Genomic DNA, 15,645 nt, shown 5'->3' with positions numbered 1-15,645 from the left:
GAGTTTACGCCTTCCTGGGAGTTGCCTGGACGCACGGTGGCGTTCCATGACGACCGACGACCGCCCTGCCTAGAGTCGGAAGTGTCGGAGGGACACCAGCATGGCCATCGAGATGCCCGTCTACCGGGCCCCCATGCGGTCCCGCGACGACGACGTGCCGCGGGGCATCGGTGCGGAGCGCGGGCTCGAACTCGGGCTGTGCGGGATCGGCGGCCCGCTGTCTCCGCGCCCGGCGACGCTCGACGAGGCGCTGACCCTCGCCGACGCGCAGAGCGGCATCCGTCTGGCGTGGCGGATCGAACGCTTCGCCAAGGCGCCCATCGGGTCGTATACCTGGACGCGCGATATCGACGGCCTGAGCTACCTCGGGCGGCTCACCGGACCCTGGACCTACGACCCATCGGACGAAGCGCATGCCGCCGACCTCGTGCACGTAAGGCGCTGCGACTGGATCCTCGAGCCGATCGCGGAAGACCTCATCCCCGGCGCCGTGCAGGCGGCCTTCGGTCGCGGGGGTCGCAACTGGCAGCGCATCCGCGCCGAGGGCGTCACCCCACCCACGGCGGCCATCTGGCAGCGGTACCGCGGCGACGCCTGAACGGGCGGCACCGCGTCGTGGCGCTACTCCTCGGTGTCGCCGAGGTGCAGTCCGCGCACGAACTCCGCGCGCGGCGAGAGCAGCTCCTCGAGCTCCAGCACGACGACCCGGTTCGAGCCGGCGCGCGTCGCCGGCGCCGGCACGAACAGCGTGCGCTGCGGACCGTTGCGCCAGTAGCGGCCGAGGAAGAACCCGTTCACGAAGGCAAACCCCTTGCTCCATGCGCCGGTGTCGAGGAACAGATCAGCCGGGGCATCCAGCGTCAGATCACCCACCCAGGCCGTCGGGCCGTCGCCGTCGCTCACGGCAGAAGTGCCGGTGCGGGCGGCGACCTCGGCGGCGACCGCAGCGACGTCGATCGGCGTCGAGGTCCAGCCTGTGAGGGCGGCGCCGTCGAGCGTGGGCGAGCCGATCAGGCCCTTCTCCTCGCCGAGGCGGTGGTCATAGTTCACGCGGCCCTGCTCCTCGACGAGGATGCTGAGGGTCTTGCCCGCGGGAATGCGGATGCTCCGGTCGTGGCGCGTGCGCGACAGGGCGCCGACGCGCTGGCCGTCGACGCTCACCCAGCCGAGGTCGCGCACCTCGTCGAGCACGAGCAGCGCGGAGCCGTCCATTGCGGGGAGGGCGACGTCGTAGCGCACGAGGGCGCTGAGGTGTGCGAGCTCGTCGAACGTGGCGGGGCGATCGGCCGGGGCCGCGGATGCCGCGGCATCCGTCCACGCACCCACCGGCGTCAGCTCGACACTCGCGACGGGAGCGGGGCTCGCCGCCTGCGGAAGCTCGTCGGGAACGGGGGCGTACTTGGCGATCACATCGCGGAACGCGGAGAACTTCGGCGTCGGGTTGCCCGCCTCATCCAGCGGGGCGTCGTAGTCGTACGACGTGACGATCGGCAGGTAGCGGCCCTTGTGGTTCGCGCCGTTGGTGAGTCCGAAGTTCGTGCCGCCGTGGAACATGTAGATGTTGACGGACGCCCCGGCCGAGAGAAGCGCATCGAGGTCGGCGGCCGCAGCATCCACATCGGTGGTGTGGTGCACGCCGCCCCACCAGTCGAACCAGCCGTCCCAGAACTCCGAGCACATGAGCGGGCCGGTGGGCTGGTGCGCGCGCAGCGTCGCAAGGCGCTCGGCGCTGCGCGACCCGAACGAGCCGGTCTTGTGCAGCTCGGGCAGGCTGCCGTCGTCGAGCATCTGGTCGACGGGCTGGTCAACCGTGGTCAGCGGCACCGTGATGCCGGCTTCTCTCGTGAGGGCGACGAGTGCCTCGAGGTATGCCTTGTCGGAGCCGTAGGCGCCGTACTCGTTCTCGATCTGCACGAGCACGACGGGGCCGCCACGATCGATCTGACGCGGCACGACGATCTCGTACACGCGGCGCAGGTACGCGCTGATGTCGGCGAGGAATGCCGGGTCCGAAGAACGAAGCGCGCGCTCGCCGCCGGTGAGCCACGTGGGCAGGCCGCCGTTGTGCCACTCGGCGCAGATGTAGGGGCCGGGGCGCACGATCGCGTCCATCCCCTCGGCGTGCACGAGGTCGAGGAACCGGCCGAGGTCGTTCCACCCCGTCGCGTTCCACTCGCCCTTTCGCGGTTCGTGGGCGTTCCACGCCACATAGGTCTCGATCGTGTTCAGCCCCATCAGGCGCGCCTTGCGGATGCGGTCCTGCCACTGGTCCGGGTGCACGCGGAAGTAGTGCAGGGCTCCGGCGATCACCTGGTGCTTCTGCCCGTTGCGGAGGAAGTCGGTGTCGCCGATGGAGAAGGAGGTCACGATGTGAAGTGCTTTCGTTCGAGGGGCGGCCGGGTCGGGTCCGAAGGGCCCAGGGTTGGGTCCCTGAGCCCAGGGTTGGGTCCCTGAGCCTGTCGAAGGGCCCGACCCGGCCACCGGTGTCACTTGTTGACGGTGAAGCCCTGCGAGCTGCCGTACTCGACCAGCGCGTCCTGCCAGTCGACGAGGCCCTCGTTCAGGTCCGTGCCGTTCTGGTACGACTGACCGACGGTGTCACCGAAGATGCTGTTGCCGTACACCTGGTAGGGCAGGTAGTTCCAGCCTTCGACGACGTCGCCCGCGGCGGCCGCGAGCACCTCGTTGATCTTCTGGCCACCGAAGTACTCCGGTGCGTCGGCGAGGAAGTCCTCGCTCGAGAGCGCGGCCGTGGTCGACGGGAATCCGCCGCTCTCGAGGAACATGTCGATGCTGTCCTCGGAGTTGTTCAGCCACCACAGGAAGCCGGCCGCGAGCTCGGGGTTCTTGCTCTGCGTCGTCACGGCCTGGCCGCCGCCGCCGTTCTCGGCGGTCGCGGGGGTGCCGTCGTACGTCGGCATCGGTGCGACGCGCCAGTTACCGGCGCCGTCGGGTGCGCCGGTGATGAGGTTTCCGGGCATCCAGGCGCCGATCACGAGGGTGGCGATGCTGCCGTCGCCCAGGGCGCGGAACCACTCGTCGCTCCAGCTGCTGGTCGGGGCGACGAGGTCTTCCTCGACGAGGCGGTTCCAGGTCTCGGTCCACTTCTTCGAACCCTCGTCCTGCAGGTCGATCGTGACGTCGGTGCCGTCGGTCGAGAACGGCTGTCCGCCGGCCTGCCAGATCATCGACGTCGCGAAGCCCGCGTCACCGGTGTCGTTGGTGATGTACGCGTTCGGGTTGGCGGCGTGGATGGCCTTGGCGGCCTCGTAGTACTCGTCCCATGTGGTCGGCACAGCCACGCCTGCGGCGTCGAAGACTGCCTGGTTGTAGAACAGCGCCATGGGCCCCGAGTCCTGGGGGAGGCCGTAGATGGCGTCGCCCTCGGTGACGGAGTTCCAGGTCGACGCCGTGTAGTCGTCTTCGAAGTCGGCGAAGCCGTACTGCGAGAGGTCGACGAACGCGTCGGTGAGGGAGAACTGCGGGAAGGCGTAGTACTCGATCTGTACGACGTCGGGTGCGCCCGAGCCCGCCTTGATCGCGTTCTGCAGCTTGGTGTACTCGTCGTTGTTGGTGCCCGCGTTGACAACGTTCACCTTCACGTTCGGGTACTCCTTCATGAAGGCTGCGGCCTGGTCCTCGGCAGACGGCGTCCACGACCAGTACGTGATCTCGCCGCCCTTCTCGAGGGCGGCCTCGACCGAGTCGAACGAGCCGTCGCCGGCGGCACCGCCGGCGTCGGTGTTTCCGGTGCTGCATCCGGCCAGCGCCAGCGCTGCGACGGTTCCGGCTGCGAGCACCGTCAGGGTGCGGCGCGCAGCGGGGTGAGGAAGGTGCTTCATTGCTGTGTCCTTTCGGGGGTGCGATCCAGCATCGGATCGACGGTTTTCCTTGCGGGAGCGGGGTGCTTACTGCTTGACGCTTCCCGCGGTGAGACCTGACTGCCAGAACCGCTGCAGCAGCAGGAAGGCGATGACGATCGGGATGATCGTCAGGAGCGAACCCATGATCACGAGGTTGTAGATCGGCTGGGATCCGGCGCCGATCGCTTGCGAGCTCCACTGGTTCAGGCCCACGGTGAGCGGGTACCAGGCGGGGTCGGAGAGCATGATCAGCGGGAGGAAGTAGTTGTTCCAGGTGGCGACCACCGTGAACAGCGCGACCGTCACGATGCCGGGGGCGAGGAGTCGCATCGAGATCGTGAAGAACGTGCGGAACTCGCCGGCGCCGTCGATGCGCGCAGCCTCGAGGAGTTCGGTCGGCACGGATTCCGAGGCGAACACCCAGATCAGGTAGAGGCCGAACGGGCTGATCAACGAGGGGATGATGACGGCCCACGGGGTGTTCGTCAGGCCCAGCTCGCTGAAGAGCAGGAAGGTCGGCACGGCGAGGGCGGTTCCGGGCACGGCGACTGCGCCGAGCACGACGGCGAACACGGCCCGGCGGCCGGGGAAGCGGTACTTCGCGAGACCGTAGCCGGCCATGGTCGCGAGCAGCGTCGCGCCACCGGCGCCGACGACCACGTACAGCAGGGTGTTGCCGAGCCAGCGCAGGAAGATGCCGTCGCGGTAGGTGAACGTGGCCACGAGGTTGTCGAAGAAGGCGAAGTCGTCGGCGAACCAAAGACCGAACGAGCTGAACAGACCCGACTGCGTCTTCGTCGAGCTGAACAGCAGCCAGACCAGCGGCACCAGTGTGTACAGCGCGTAGAGCACCATGACGATCAGGAGCGTCTTCGACGACTTCGGGTTCATCGGATCGTTGCGCTTGCGTGTCGAACGGGCGAGGGGGAGTGCCATGTCAGCGCACCTCAGACTTCGAGCCGCGCAGCTGCACGACGTAGGCGATCACGGCCGTGATGATGCCCATGATGATGGCGATCGTCGCGGCGTAGTTGAACTGCTGGCCGGCGAACGAGAGGTTGTACGCGTACATGTTCGGGGTGAAGTACGTCGTGATCACGTTCGGGGCGAGCGGGCGCAGGATGTTCGGCTCGTTGAAGAGCTGGAAGCTGCCGATGATCGAGAAGATCGTGGCGATCACGAGCGCGCCGCGCACCGACGGGATCTTGATGGAGAAGATGGTGCGCCATGCCCCCGCACCGTCGAGCGATGCCGCTTCGTACATCTCGGTGGGGATGGTCTTGAGCGACGAGTAGAAGATCAGCATGTTGTAGCCGACGAACTCCCAGGTGACGATGTTGCCGATCGAGACCAGCATCCATTCCTTCGCGAACGGCGTGAGCAGGTCGACGCCGAGGAAGTCGTTGATGTTCGAGGTCAGACCGAACTGGTCGCCGTAGATGTATCCCCACATCAGCACGGCGACGACGGCGGGCACCGCATATGGCAGGAAGATCAGGATGCGGAAGAAGGACGCTCCGCGCAGACGCGCGCTGTCGAGGGCGAGGGCCGCGCCGAGGGCGAGGGCGAGCATGATCGGCACCTGAACTACCAGGAAGATGATCACGCGGCCGAAGGCCTCCCAGAACTGGGAGTCGGTGAGGGCCCGGACGTAGTTGTCGAACCCGACGAACGCGGTCCCGCCGATGAGCTTCTCCTGGAAGAAGCTCAGGTACAGCGCGTATGCGAGCGGGGTGAGGAACACCAGGGCGAACACGATCATGAAGGGACCGACGAAGGCCCATCCCTTCCAGTCGCGCTTCTCGCGGCGGCGGATGCCGAGGCCTCCGGGGGCCGCAATGATTTCAGTCGTCATCGACGAGACCTTCTCCAAGTCATGGCGCTCACTGCGCCGTGTGTCAACGTCAACATATGCGATGCGCTGCTAGTGTGTCAACGTCAACACATGAATGGATGATCACATCGTGTCCTTGGAATCCCCGACAGAGCAGTCGCCGCGACGCCGTGACCCCTCCATGGAAGATGTCGCGCGCGAAGCCGGTGTCTCCGGCCAGACGGTGTCGCGCGTGGTGAACGCCCGCGGCTACGTCGGGGCCGCCACACGCGAGCGCGTCGAGCGGGCGATGCAGAACCTCGGATACCGGCCCAACAGCGCGGCGCGGGCCCTGCGATCCGGTCGATTCCGCGCCATCGGCGTGATCATGTTCTCGTTCAGCTCGTACGGAAACCAGCGCACGCTGGATGCCATCGCGGTGCGAGCCGCGCAGATGGGCTACGCGCTCACCCTCATCCCCGTCGAATCGAGCGCCCTCGAAACCGTCGCCGGTGCGTTCCGCCGGCTCGAAGAGCACGCGGTCGACGGCATCATCATCGTGCTCGAAGCGCACCAGCTCGACGAGGCCGAGGTCGAGATCCCGAACGGCCTGCCGATCGTGCTCGTCGACTCGAACCGCGGCTCGACCCACCCGTTCGTCGACACCGACCAGGCGCAGGGAGCCCGTCTCGCCACCGAGCATCTGCTCGACCTCGGGCACGACACCGTCTGGCACGTGTCCGGACCCACCGAGTCGTACTCGGCCGAGAGGCGCCGCGAGGCCTGGCGCTCGACCCTCGAGGCGCGGGGCAGGCGCGTGCCCGACATGCTCCCCGGCGACTGGAGCGCCGAGTCCGGCTATCTCGCGGGCGTGCAGCTGCGCGACCGCGACGATGTCACCGCGGTCTTCGCCGCCAACGACCAGATGGCGATCGGTGTGGTGCGCGCCTTCCGCGAAGCGGGCAAGGACATCCCGGGCGATGTCAGCGTGGTCGGCTTCGACGGCCTGCCCGATGCGGCGCAGATCTGGCCGCCGCTGACCACGGTGCAGCAGCATCCCGAGAAGGTCGGTGCCCTGGCCGTCGAGGCCCTGCTCGCAGAACTCGACGGGGGAGCGCGCGCTCAGACGCCCCTGGTCGGCACCGAGCTCGTCGTGCGCGAGAGCACGGCGGCTCCGCGCGCCTGATTCACTCCAGCGTTCGGGAGGAGATCCTCATTCGGGAGGGTGATTTCGCGGCATCCGTCCTCCCGAGTGCCGATCTCCTCCCGAGTGACGGGCGGGTGGGGGCGGCTCGGGATGGGTGGAAGCGCCCCCGCCGCCCTCGACTTCCCATGCACCGCCATCAATCGGGAGGAGATCCTCATTCGGGAGGGTCTTTTCGCGGCATCCGTCCTCCTGAGTGCCGATCTCCTCCCGAGTGACGGGCGGGTGGAGAGGAGCGTCCTCCTGCACGGATGCCCCCACCCGCGCGTTGTCCACATTCGCCGGCGGAGCCTCTCCGCACTCGCCGAGAAGACCCCGCCGCGTGACAACCTCGGTCCATGAGTTCGCGGGTCATCGAGGGGGTGAGAGACGTCGTCTCGGTGAGGTCGCTCCTCCTTGCTGGCACCAGCCGACACGCGATCGCCTCCGCGGTCGGTCGAGGCATTCTGGTGCGTGTGCGACGGGGTTGGGTCGCTGCTCGGGATGCCGATCCGATGCTGGTCGCGGCGGCACAGAGCGGCGTGGTTCTGACCTGCGTCACGCAGGCGAAGCGGTTGGGATGCTGGGTCGTCGATGACGGAGTCGTGCACGTGGCTGCCCCGCCGCACGCCGGGCACGTCGTGGTCGATGGTCACGTGCACTGGGAAATGCCCGCGATCCCGCGAAGTCCGGACTCGCTCGTCGACCCGATCGAGAACGTGCTGGCGGTCGTCGCACGATGCCAGCCCCGCGATGCCGCGCTCGCGATCTGGAACTCCGCTTTGCACTCGGGGCTCATCGACATCGACGTCCTGCGCAGGCTTTCGCTTTCTCCGGCGGCGCAGGCCCTGCTCGACGAGGCGACACCCTTCGCCGATTCCGGCTTGGAGAGCGTCGTCGTGCCGCGTCTGCGCTGGCTCGGGCTGCCGATGCGCCGTCAGATCTGGATCGCCGGTCACCGCGTCGATCTGCTCATCGGCGAGAAGCTCGTGCTGCAGATCGACGGTGGCCATCATGTCGGGGCACAGCGCACGCGAGACATCGAGCACGACGCGCGGCTGATGTTGATGGGGTACCACGTGATTCGCGTGGGCTACGACCAGGTCATGAGCGGGTGGCCCGCCGTGCAAGAACTGATCATGCGCGCCGTCGCACAGGGGTTGCACCGTGCGCGCTGAGCCGGAGCAGCTCCGTCATTTCGGAGGAGATCCTCATTCGGGAGGAGAGAATCCTCGAATTCGTCCTCCCGGGTGCCGATCTCCTCCCGGGTGAAGTCCGGGCGGGGCGAACAGCGACGAGCGGATGCCGCGGCTCAGCGCCAGATGGCGGCGATGGCGGCGTTCGCCGCGGTCAGGATGCCGACGAGCCAGAACATGGCGGCGGGGACGGATGCTCCGCGCTTCTGACGCGCGGTGCCGATGCCGAGGAGCGCGCCGATGACCAGCAGCAGCACCAGCTTCACGCCGATCTTCACGTAGTTCAGCTCGTAGGAGATGCCCCACGGGGCGGCGAGGGCGAGCCCGGCGACCGCGGCGATCGCCATGCCGATGCTCATCAGCCGGGTGAACTCCCGCTTGCCGCCGAATGCCTGCACCGCCCACGCGCCGAACAGCACGGCGAAGCCGATGAGGTGAACGAACAGCACGATGTGGCGCAGGGTCTCCATGCCCTCACGCTAGGGCTCAACGAAGGCGAGCCGCCAGGAAGGACAGGCTCGCCTCAGCGCTGAACCTCAGCGCTGAACCTCAGCGCTGAACCTCAGCTCCGAAACCTCAACGCCCGAGACCTCAGCCCCGCAGCTCCTTGATGACGAGGGCGGTGCGCAGCGCAGCATCCGCCGCCTCCGCGCCCTTGTCTTCCTTGGAGCCCTCGAGGCCCGCACGGTCGAGGCCCTGCTGCTCGTCGTCGAGGGTGAGCAGGCCGAAGCCGACCGGCTTGCCGGCATCGAGCGACACGCGGGTGAGGCCGTCGGTCGTCGCGGCCGAGACGTACTCGAAGTGCGGGGTGCCGCCACGGATGATCACGCCGAGCGCGACCACCGCATCCGCACCGCCGGCGAATGCCGCCTGCGCCGCGACGGCGAGTTCGAACGAACCGGGCACGCGCACCAGGCGGTGGGTGGCCTGAGCCTCGTTCAGCACGCGTTCGGCACCCGCGATCAGGCCGTTGCTGATCGTGTCGTGCCAGGTGCCGGCGACGATGACGACGTCGATCCCGCGTCCGTCGATGTTGCCCGCGGTCGGTGCTCCTGCGCCGCTCATGCGTCGTCCTTTCCTTCGGCGAGAGCCGCCTTGAGGGCGGCTTCTCCGATGATGTGACCCATGCGGTCACGCTTCGTCTCGAGATACTGGTGGTTGTTGGGGCCCACTCCGACGATCAGCGGCACCTGTTCGACGACGTCGAGGCCGAGCTCGCGGAGCTGGTTGACCTTGTCTATGTTGTTCGTCAGCAGGCGCACCTTCGACACGCCGAGGTCGGCGAGGATGCCGGCAGCCGCCGCGTATTCGCGAGCGTCGGCGGGCAGTCCGAGCGCGAGGTTGGCGTCGACCGTGTCGAGCCCTTCCTCCTGCAGGCTGTACGCACGCAGCTTGTTGATGAGTCCGATGCCTCGACCCTCGTGGCCGCGCATGTAGATGACCACGCCACCCTCCTGCTCGATCGCGTCGAGAGCGGCGTCGAGCTGCGGGCCGCATTCGCACTTGAGCGAGCCGAACGCCTCGCCGGTGAGGCATTCGGAATGCACGCGCACCAGAGCCGCCTCCTGCGGTTCGCCCGAGACGACGGCGATGTGGTCGGTGCCGGTGACGCGGTCTTTGTAGGCGAGGAAGCGGAAGGTGCCGTGCGTCGTCGGAACGGTCGCATCGGCGCGCAGGCTCACCCGACGGTTGTGACGGGGGCCGGCGTCGTCCTGGGGATCGACCTCGTTGAGGTGGGCGATGAGCTGCTCGATCGTGATCACGGGCACTCCGTCGCGCGCTCCGAGCTCGAGCAGTCCGGGCAGTCGCATCATGCTGCCGTCTTCGGCGACGACCTCGGCGATCGCTCCGACGGGCTGCAGCCCGGCGAGGCGCATGAGGTCGACGGCCGCCTCGGTGTGGCCGCTGCGCTCGCGCACGCCGCCGTCGACCGCACGCAGCGGAAGCACGTGTCCGGGGCGGATGATGCTCCGCGCCGTCGATTCGGGGTTGGCGAGCACGTTGAGCGTGTGGGCGCGGTCGTGCGCGCTGATGCCCGTGGTCACGCCCTCCGCCGCATCGACGCTGACCGTGTAGGCGGTCGAGCGGGCGTCTTCGCTGGCGGCGACCATCGGCTGCAGATTGAGGTTATCGGCGAGGTCGGTCGGCATCGGTGCGCAGATGAATCCCGACGACCAGCGCACCGTCCACGCCACCCACTCGGGGGTGGCGAGCTCGGCCGAGAGGATGACGTCGCCCTCGTTCTCGCGGTTCTCGTCGTCGGCGACGAGAACGGGCCGCCCGGCGCGCAACGCGTCGAGGGCCTCGGTGATGGTGGAAAGGCTCATCGGGAGCCTCCTTCCGGTGCAGCGCGGAACGCGAGCAGACGCTCGACGTGACGGGCGAGGATGTCGGTCTCGAGGTTGACGCGGTCGCCGACGACGCGGCTGCCGAGGGTGGTGGCGGTGAGGGTTTCGGGGATCAGCGAGATCTCGAACCAGGCGGATGCCTCGGTGGGAGCGCTGACCGCGCTCACCGTGAGAGAGGTGCCGTCGACCGAGATAGAACCCTTGTCGACGACGAGCGGCGCGAGGTCGGTCGGCAGACTGATGCGCAGCACGCTCCACTGCGCTCCGGGACGCACATCGAGAACTTCGCCGACACCGTCGACGTGCCCCTGCACGATGTGACCGCCGAGTCGGGCCCCCACGGGCATCGCCTTCTCGATGTTGACGCGCGTTCCGACGGCCGCGCCGCCGAGAGCTGCGACATCGAGGGTCTGCTTCATGACGTCGGCGTCGAAGGAGTCGGCGCTCGATGCGACGACGGTGAGGCACACGCCCGAGACCGCGATCGACTCGCCGTGCACGGCATCCGCCGCGGCTTTCGGCGCGCGCACCGTCAGCCGCCAGCCGTCACCCGATGGTGAGATGGCGGTGATCTCGCCGATCTCCTCGATGATCCCGGTGAACATCAGACGGCTCCTTCGGTCGTGCGGTCGGATTCGTTCGCGGTGGTGTCGCGGTCAGCTGTGGTGTCGGGGTCAGATGTGGGGTGGGCGATCGCCAAGAGGTCGGCGCCGAGGGGAACCCACTCGTCGATCGTCAGACGATGGGCCTCGGCGATCGACGAGACGCCGATGTCGGTGAGAGCCAGACGTCGGCCTCCCAGCAGCACGGGCGCGACGTACGCGAGTACCTGGTCGACGAGCCCCGCGGCGATGAAGGCGCTGGCGAGAGTCGGCCCGCCCTCGACGAACACGCGCTGGATGCCGCGGCCGTGCAGGTCGCTGAGCACCGCGCGCAGATCGCGGGTGTCGTAGAAGAGGGGAGTGTGCGGGTGATCGCGCAACGCTGCGTCGGCGGGCGTCGCCCGCGAGCCGATCACGACGGGCACCGGCTGCGACGGCAGCAGCTGCGCTCCGTCGCGTGCGGTGAGGGCGGGGTCGTCGGCGAGCACGGTGCCCGTGCCGACGACGATGGCGTCGGATGCTGCACGTCGCCGGTGCACATCGGCACGAGCCTCGGGGCCGGTGATCCACTGGCTGGATCCGTCGTCGGCGGCGGCGCGGCCGTCGAGGCTCTGCGCCCACTTCACGGTGACGTACGGGCGTCCGAGGCGCTGCGCGGTGAGCCATCCGTCGATCAGGGCGTGCGCGGCATCCGCCTGCTCACCGGCCTCGACGCTCACTCCCGCGGCACGCAGACGCTCGGCGCCTCCGCCCGAGACGGCGCCCGGATCGTCGAGCGCGTAGACGACGCGGTCGACTCCCGCCTCGATCAGCGCGAGCGCGCACGGACCGGTGCGTCCGGTGTGGTTGCAGGGTTCGAGGGTGACGACGGCGGTGGCACCGCGTGCGGCACCGGGCGCGAGCTTCGAGAGCGCGTCGACCTCGGCGTGCGGGGTGCCGGCTCCGTGGTGCCAGCCTTCGGCGAGGATGTCGCCTTCGGGGGACAGGATGACCGCGCCCACCTGAGGGTTCACGCCGCGGGGGCCGAGGGCGGCGAGTTCCCGCGCACGGCTCATCGCGCGGCGCTCGGTCTCGTTCACTGCCATCCGTCGTCCTTCTGTGAGGCTCCGGGGGACTGCAGACGGCGCGCACGGCGGCGCATCGTGCTGCCTCCCTTCCGGACTAGCGAGATTTCTCTCGCACCACCGTCGGTCCCGGAATTCCACCGGATCGGCCCCTCGGATGAACCGAGGCGCTCGCGGACTGTCACCGCCGGTTCGGATTCTCACCGACCCCGGAGCACGTTGATGCTCTGAGTGTACTCAACGCGCCTGAAGGCATTTCATTCCGAGTCGGAGAGGCCGTGCACGGGGTCGGTCAGGAGGCCCCGCCCGGTGCACTCGCCCTCACTTGCCTATGCCCTCGGAGAGACCCTTCACGAAGTAGCGCTGGCTCGCGAAGAAGAGCACGATCACGGGCAAGGCGGCGATGACCATCCCGGCGAACACGACGGGGTAGTCGGTGCCGTGCTTGCTCATCAGACTGGTCAGACCCACGGGGAGGGTCTGCACCGTGGTGCCGCTGGTGAACACCATGGCGAAGAGGTATTCGTTCCACGCGAAGAGCACATGCAGGATCACGGTCGAGATGATGATCGGCCTGCACATCGGGAGGGTGATGCGCCAGAACGTCGTCCACCGTTTCGCGCCATCCATCTCGGCCGCCTCGTCGACCTCGCGGGGCAGGTCGATCATGTAGGCGCGGATCAGGAATGTGGTGAAGGGGATGCGGAAGGCCGTGTACAGGATCAGCAGCGCCCAGAAGGTGTTGTAGAGGCCCATCGACTGGAACATCCGCACGAGGGGGACGAGAGCGACCGCCGGGGCGAGCATGAGTCCGCCGAGGATGATTCCGGACACCGCGCGTCCGAAAGGCATCCGCACCCGGGTCAGACCGTAGGCGGCCCACGCGCTGATGAACACGGTCGCGATCGTCGAGGTCACCGTCACGAGCACGCTCGCGGTGAGGTAGTCGCTGACGCCGCGGTTCCATGCTTCTGCGTAGTTCTGCCAGTTCAACTGCAACGGCAGAGCGAAAGGATTGCCGAACAGTTCGGCGTTGGTCTTGAAACCGTTCAGCACCATCCACAGCAGGGGGTAGATGACGACGACGACCAGCGCGAGCAAGAACGACCACATGAAGACGCGAGTGATCGCGCCGAGGAATCCGGTGCGGGTCATCAGAAATCCACCTTCTTGCGTCGGGTGTACCAGAGTTGTGCGACCGCGATCAGCAGCGTCACGACGAAGATCACCGTGGCGATCGCCGCGGCATACCCGAAGTCGTTCCGCACGAACCCGCTCCGGTACAGCCAGGTGGCGAGCACCTGGGTCGAGTTGTTCGGGCCACCGCTGGTCATCACCATCACCTCGTTGAACACCTGGAAGGCGCCCGAGACCGTGACGATGACCATGAGGCCGGTCATCTCCCGCACCAGAGGCACCGTCACGTGCAGGAATCGCCGCACTGGGCCGATGCCGTCGAGCGAGGCGGCCTCGTAGAGCTCGGACGGGATGCGCTGGATCGCGACGGCGAACAGCAGCGTCGAGTATCCGAACCCCTGCCACTGGCTCATCGCGATGATCGCGACCATCGCGGTGGACTCCTGGCCCAGCCACGGCTGCGCGAGCGCGTCGAGACCGAGTGCGTCGAGCAGGTTGTTGAGCAGGCCGAGGTTCGGCTCGTAGATGAAGTAGAACAGCAGCCCGGCCACGGTCAGGGAGATGGCGGACGGGACGAAGTAGATCGCGCGCAGAGCTTTGCGCCAACGGATGCTGCGCAGACTCTCGATCATGGCGGCGAGCACGAGCGCCCCGCCGACCTGGAAGACGATCGAGAGCGCCGCGTAGAGCAGGTTGTTGCTCAGCGACGACCAGAACACCGGGTCCTGGAGCAGCTTCTCGTAGTTCTTCAGTCCGACGAACTCCGAGATGCCGGAATAGATGTCCCATTCCTGCGTCGAGAACGCGATGTTCTGCACGAGCGGCAGATAGACGAAGACGCCCAGAAGCACGAGCGCGGGTACCACCCACGCGAGTCCGGCGAGGCGGGCGGCGCGGCTGCGGGTGCCGCGACCGGAAGATCTCCCGCCCGGTTTCGCCGGCGTGGTGATCGCTTCGGTCACCGTCGGGGGCAGGCGGAAGCCCGCCCCCGACGTCGCCTCACTGGGCGGAGTCGTTTGCTGCGCGGACACTCTCGAGCACTTCCTCGGCGCTGCTGCTGCCGCTGATGATGGCTTCGCCGCCGGCCAGCCAGGCGTCGGCCACCTCGGGCACGGTGACCGTGTCGAGCCAACCGACCAGCTGCGAGGCCTCGTTGACGGCCGTGATCCCTTCGAATACCGCACGACTCGAGGTCTGCTGGGTGACGGCGCCGATGACCGCGCTGGGGTTTCCGTAGGGCGAAGCCGAGAGCGTCGTCGCGTTCTCGGATTCCGTGACGAACTTCATGAAGTCGACGGCGAGTGCGGCCTGCGGCGACTTCGCGTTGATGAGATACCCCTCGGGTGCACCCTCGATCGCGCCGGGATCGCCGGCGGCCCCGTCGGGGACGGGCAGCGGGAAGATGCCGAAGTCGTCATCCGTGAGCGCCGCGCCCTCCACCGTGACGGTGTCGAACTCCAGCACCTCCTGGTAGTACATGGCTGCGCGGCCCCCGGCGAGCGCCTCCTGCGCAGTGGTGTACAGCACCCCGTTGGTTCCCTTCCCCGTGTCGGTGCACTCGGTCACCAACGTCTGGAGCTGCTCGAGCGAGGCGACGTAGCCGGGGTCGCTCCATTCGGCCGTGGCGGGGTCGAAGTCCGCCTGGAGCACGTCATCCGGAACGTTGTACGCGAAAAGCTGCTGCATGTAGTGCAGTGCCGGCCATCCGTCCTTGTTGCCGAAGGCGATCGGCTCGTATCCCGCATCGCGCAGGGGCCCGCACGCGTCGATGAGTTCGTCGAAGGAGGTGGGAACCTCGACGCCGGCTGCGGCGAACGCGGCCTTGTTGTAGCCCATGAACTTGCCGTTGTTGTAGAGCGGGATGCCGTAGTACTTTCCGTCGCTCTCGAACGCCGACAGCGACGCCTCCCCGAAACGGTCCCCCCACTCGGTGCCCGGTCTGATCACCTCGCTGAGGTCGGCGGCGAGACCACCATCGATGAAGTTCTGGGCCCAGTCGCCCGTCCACGTGAAATAGATGTCGGGAAGTGCGCCCGACGCGGTGAGCGTCTTCGTCTTGTCCTTGACGGACTGGTCGGTCTCCTGGATCAGCTCGACGGTGACGTCGGGATGCTCGGACTCGTACTCGGCCGCGAGGTCTTCGAAGTAGGTCTGGAGCGGCTCGCCGCCGAACTTGGTCAAAAGGGTGAGTTTGCCCTCGAAGACCGGTTCTGCGGTGACGTCGGCCGCGGGCTGGGCCGGTGGGCCGGCGCAACCCGCGAGGGCTATGGCGGCCGCCGTGACCGCTGCGGCGATCGGGAGCGTGCGTGTGGTGCGCATGGTCTGCCTCTCAGAGTGGGCGGACTGCGCCCGCGGATGCCGCGGGCACCGATCCGCCGTTGGAATTTCGGTGCGTGCCTGTCGTGAGAGTGTAGCGAAAACCTAGTACCGGTACCAGCT

General features: G+C 67.9%; 15 protein-coding genes and 1 riboswitch. Of the genes, 3 read left to right on the top strand and 12 right to left on the bottom strand.

Annotated features, from left to right (window positions below; translation table 11 throughout):
• Positions 1–100: 100 nt before the first annotated feature.
• Positions 101–598 (top strand): GAF domain-containing protein, encoded by a 498-nt coding sequence (locus ACIOSY_RS05810; RefSeq protein WP_400850406.1) that lies wholly within the window; start codon positions 101–103, stop codon positions 596–598.
• A 23-nt stretch (positions 599–621) separates the two neighbouring features.
• On the opposite strand, the gene ACIOSY_RS05805 is transcribed toward ACIOSY_RS05810, so the two are convergent.
• The 4 genes from ACIOSY_RS05805 to ACIOSY_RS05790 all read right to left on the bottom strand — a co-directional run bounded on the left by ACIOSY_RS05805 (position 622) and on the right by ACIOSY_RS05790 (position 5,718).
• Positions 622–2,367: a beta-galactosidase family protein gene (locus tag ACIOSY_RS05805; protein ID WP_400850403.1), complete on the bottom strand. Its 1,746-nt coding sequence runs from the start codon at positions 2,365–2,367 to the stop codon at positions 622–624.
• A gap of 119 nt (positions 2,368–2,486) precedes the next feature.
• Positions 2,487–3,842, bottom strand: coding sequence for an ABC transporter substrate-binding protein (locus ACIOSY_RS05800; protein WP_400850400.1), 1,356 nt, complete (start codon positions 3,840–3,842; stop codon positions 2,487–2,489).
• A gap of 66 nt (positions 3,843–3,908) precedes the next feature.
• Positions 3,909–4,754, bottom strand: coding sequence for a carbohydrate ABC transporter permease (locus ACIOSY_RS05795; protein WP_400850956.1), 846 nt, complete (start codon positions 4,752–4,754; stop codon positions 3,909–3,911).
• 46 nt (positions 4,755–4,800) lie between these two features.
• Positions 4,801–5,718, bottom strand: a complete 918-nt coding sequence (locus ACIOSY_RS05790; protein ID WP_400850397.1) for a carbohydrate ABC transporter permease — start codon at positions 5,716–5,718, stop codon at positions 4,801–4,803.
• 160 nt (positions 5,719–5,878) lie between these two features.
• Between ACIOSY_RS05790 and ACIOSY_RS05785 the strand changes: the two genes are divergently transcribed.
• Positions 5,879–6,862 carry a LacI family DNA-binding transcriptional regulator gene (locus ACIOSY_RS05785; RefSeq protein ID WP_400850953.1) on the top strand — a complete coding sequence of 328 codons (984 nt, stop codon included), beginning with the start codon at positions 5,879–5,881 and terminating at the stop codon, positions 6,860–6,862.
• A 467-nt stretch (positions 6,863–7,329) separates the two neighbouring features.
• Complete coding sequence (locus ACIOSY_RS05780) at positions 7,330–8,037, top strand: endonuclease domain-containing protein (protein ID WP_400850394.1); 708 nt, start codon at positions 7,330–7,332, stop codon at positions 8,035–8,037.
• Between the two features lie 134 nt (positions 8,038–8,171).
• Here the strand turns inward: ACIOSY_RS05780 and ACIOSY_RS05775 are convergent, their stop codons facing one another.
• The 8 genes from ACIOSY_RS05775 to ACIOSY_RS05740 form a co-directional block, all read right to left on the bottom strand.
• Positions 8,172–8,525: a Fe-S protein gene (locus ACIOSY_RS05775; protein WP_400850391.1), complete on the bottom strand. Its 354-nt coding sequence runs from the start codon at positions 8,523–8,525 to the stop codon at positions 8,172–8,174.
• Positions 8,526–8,646: 121 nt separating this feature from the next.
• Complete coding sequence (gene ribH / locus ACIOSY_RS05770; protein WP_400850388.1) at positions 8,647–9,120, bottom strand: 6,7-dimethyl-8-ribityllumazine synthase; 474 nt, start codon at positions 9,118–9,120, stop codon at positions 8,647–8,649.
• A complete protein-coding gene (gene ribA / locus ACIOSY_RS05765; RefSeq protein WP_400850385.1) occupies positions 9,117–10,382 on the bottom strand; it encodes a GTP cyclohydrolase II in 1,266 nt (421 codons plus the stop codon). Before ribA ends, ribH begins: the two co-directional genes overlap by 4 nt.
• Positions 10,379–11,008 (bottom strand): riboflavin synthase, encoded by a 630-nt coding sequence (locus tag ACIOSY_RS05760; RefSeq protein ID WP_400850382.1) that lies wholly within the window; start codon positions 11,006–11,008, stop codon positions 10,379–10,381. Before ACIOSY_RS05760 ends, ribA begins: the two co-directional genes overlap by 4 nt.
• Positions 11,008–12,090, bottom strand: coding sequence for a bifunctional diaminohydroxyphosphoribosylaminopyrimidine deaminase/5-amino-6-(5-phosphoribosylamino)uracil reductase RibD (gene ribD / locus ACIOSY_RS05755; RefSeq protein ID WP_400850379.1), 1,083 nt, complete (start codon positions 12,088–12,090; stop codon positions 11,008–11,010). The genes ACIOSY_RS05760 and ribD overlap by 1 nt, the downstream gene beginning before the upstream one ends.
• Before the next feature lie 53 nt (positions 12,091–12,143).
• Positions 12,144–12,291, bottom strand: a riboswitch (FMN riboswitch).
• A gap of 99 nt (positions 12,292–12,390) precedes the next feature.
• Positions 12,391–13,224 (bottom strand): carbohydrate ABC transporter permease, encoded by an 834-nt coding sequence (locus tag ACIOSY_RS05750; RefSeq protein ID WP_400850376.1) that lies wholly within the window; start codon positions 13,222–13,224, stop codon positions 12,391–12,393.
• A complete protein-coding gene (locus ACIOSY_RS05745) occupies positions 13,224–14,237 on the bottom strand; it encodes a carbohydrate ABC transporter permease (RefSeq protein ID WP_400850373.1) in 1,014 nt (337 codons plus the stop codon). The genes ACIOSY_RS05750 and ACIOSY_RS05745 overlap by 1 nt, the downstream gene beginning before the upstream one ends.
• Entirely contained in the window at positions 14,206–15,525 is a 1,320-nt protein-coding gene (locus tag ACIOSY_RS05740; RefSeq protein ID WP_400850370.1) for an ABC transporter substrate-binding protein, read from the bottom strand. The genes ACIOSY_RS05745 and ACIOSY_RS05740 overlap by 32 nt, the downstream gene beginning before the upstream one ends.
• Positions 15,526–15,645 lie beyond the last annotated feature (120 nt).

Source organism: Microbacterium sp. NPDC087665, from assembly GCF_044743285.1.
GTDB lineage: Bacteria > Actinomycetota > Actinomycetes > Actinomycetales > Microbacteriaceae > Microbacterium.
This window is presented reverse-complemented; position numbering and strand designations above follow the sequence as displayed.

Excerpts from the sequence above, each read along its gene's own strand:
- ACIOSY_RS05760 (WP_400850382.1), bottom strand. The coding sequence starts at position 11,008 with ATGTTCACCGGGATCATCGAGGAGATCGGCGAGATCACCGCCATCTCA.
- ACIOSY_RS05785 (WP_400850953.1), top strand. The coding sequence starts at position 5,879 with ATGGAAGATGTCGCGCGCGAAGCCGGTGTCTCCGGCCAGACGGTGTCG.
- ACIOSY_RS05775 (WP_400850391.1), bottom strand. The coding sequence starts at position 8,525 with ATGGAGACCCTGCGCCACATCGTGCTGTTCGTTCACCTCATCGGCTTC.
- ACIOSY_RS05795 (WP_400850956.1), bottom strand. The coding sequence starts at position 4,754 with ATGAACCCGAAGTCGTCGAAGACGCTCCTGATCGTCATGGTGCTCTAC.
- ACIOSY_RS05790 (WP_400850397.1), bottom strand. The coding sequence starts at position 5,718 with ATGACGACTGAAATCATTGCGGCCCCCGGAGGCCTCGGCATCCGCCGC.
- ribH (WP_400850388.1), bottom strand. The coding sequence starts at position 9,120 with ATGAGCGGCGCAGGAGCACCGACCGCGGGCAACATCGACGGACGCGGG.
- ACIOSY_RS05750 (WP_400850376.1), bottom strand. The coding sequence starts at position 13,224 with ATGACCCGCACCGGATTCCTCGGCGCGATCACTCGCGTCTTCATGTGG.
- ribA (WP_400850385.1), bottom strand. The coding sequence starts at position 10,382 with ATGAGCCTTTCCACCATCACCGAGGCCCTCGACGCGTTGCGCGCCGGG.
- ACIOSY_RS05800 (WP_400850400.1), bottom strand. The coding sequence starts at position 3,842 with ATGAAGCACCTTCCTCACCCCGCTGCGCGCCGCACCCTGACGGTGCTC.
- ACIOSY_RS05740 (WP_400850370.1), bottom strand. The coding sequence starts at position 15,525 with ATGCGCACCACACGCACGCTCCCGATCGCCGCAGCGGTCACGGCGGCC.
- ribD (WP_400850379.1), bottom strand. The coding sequence starts at position 12,090 with ATGGCAGTGAACGAGACCGAGCGCCGCGCGATGAGCCGTGCGCGGGAA.
- ACIOSY_RS05810 (WP_400850406.1), top strand. The coding sequence starts at position 101 with ATGGCCATCGAGATGCCCGTCTACCGGGCCCCCATGCGGTCCCGCGAC.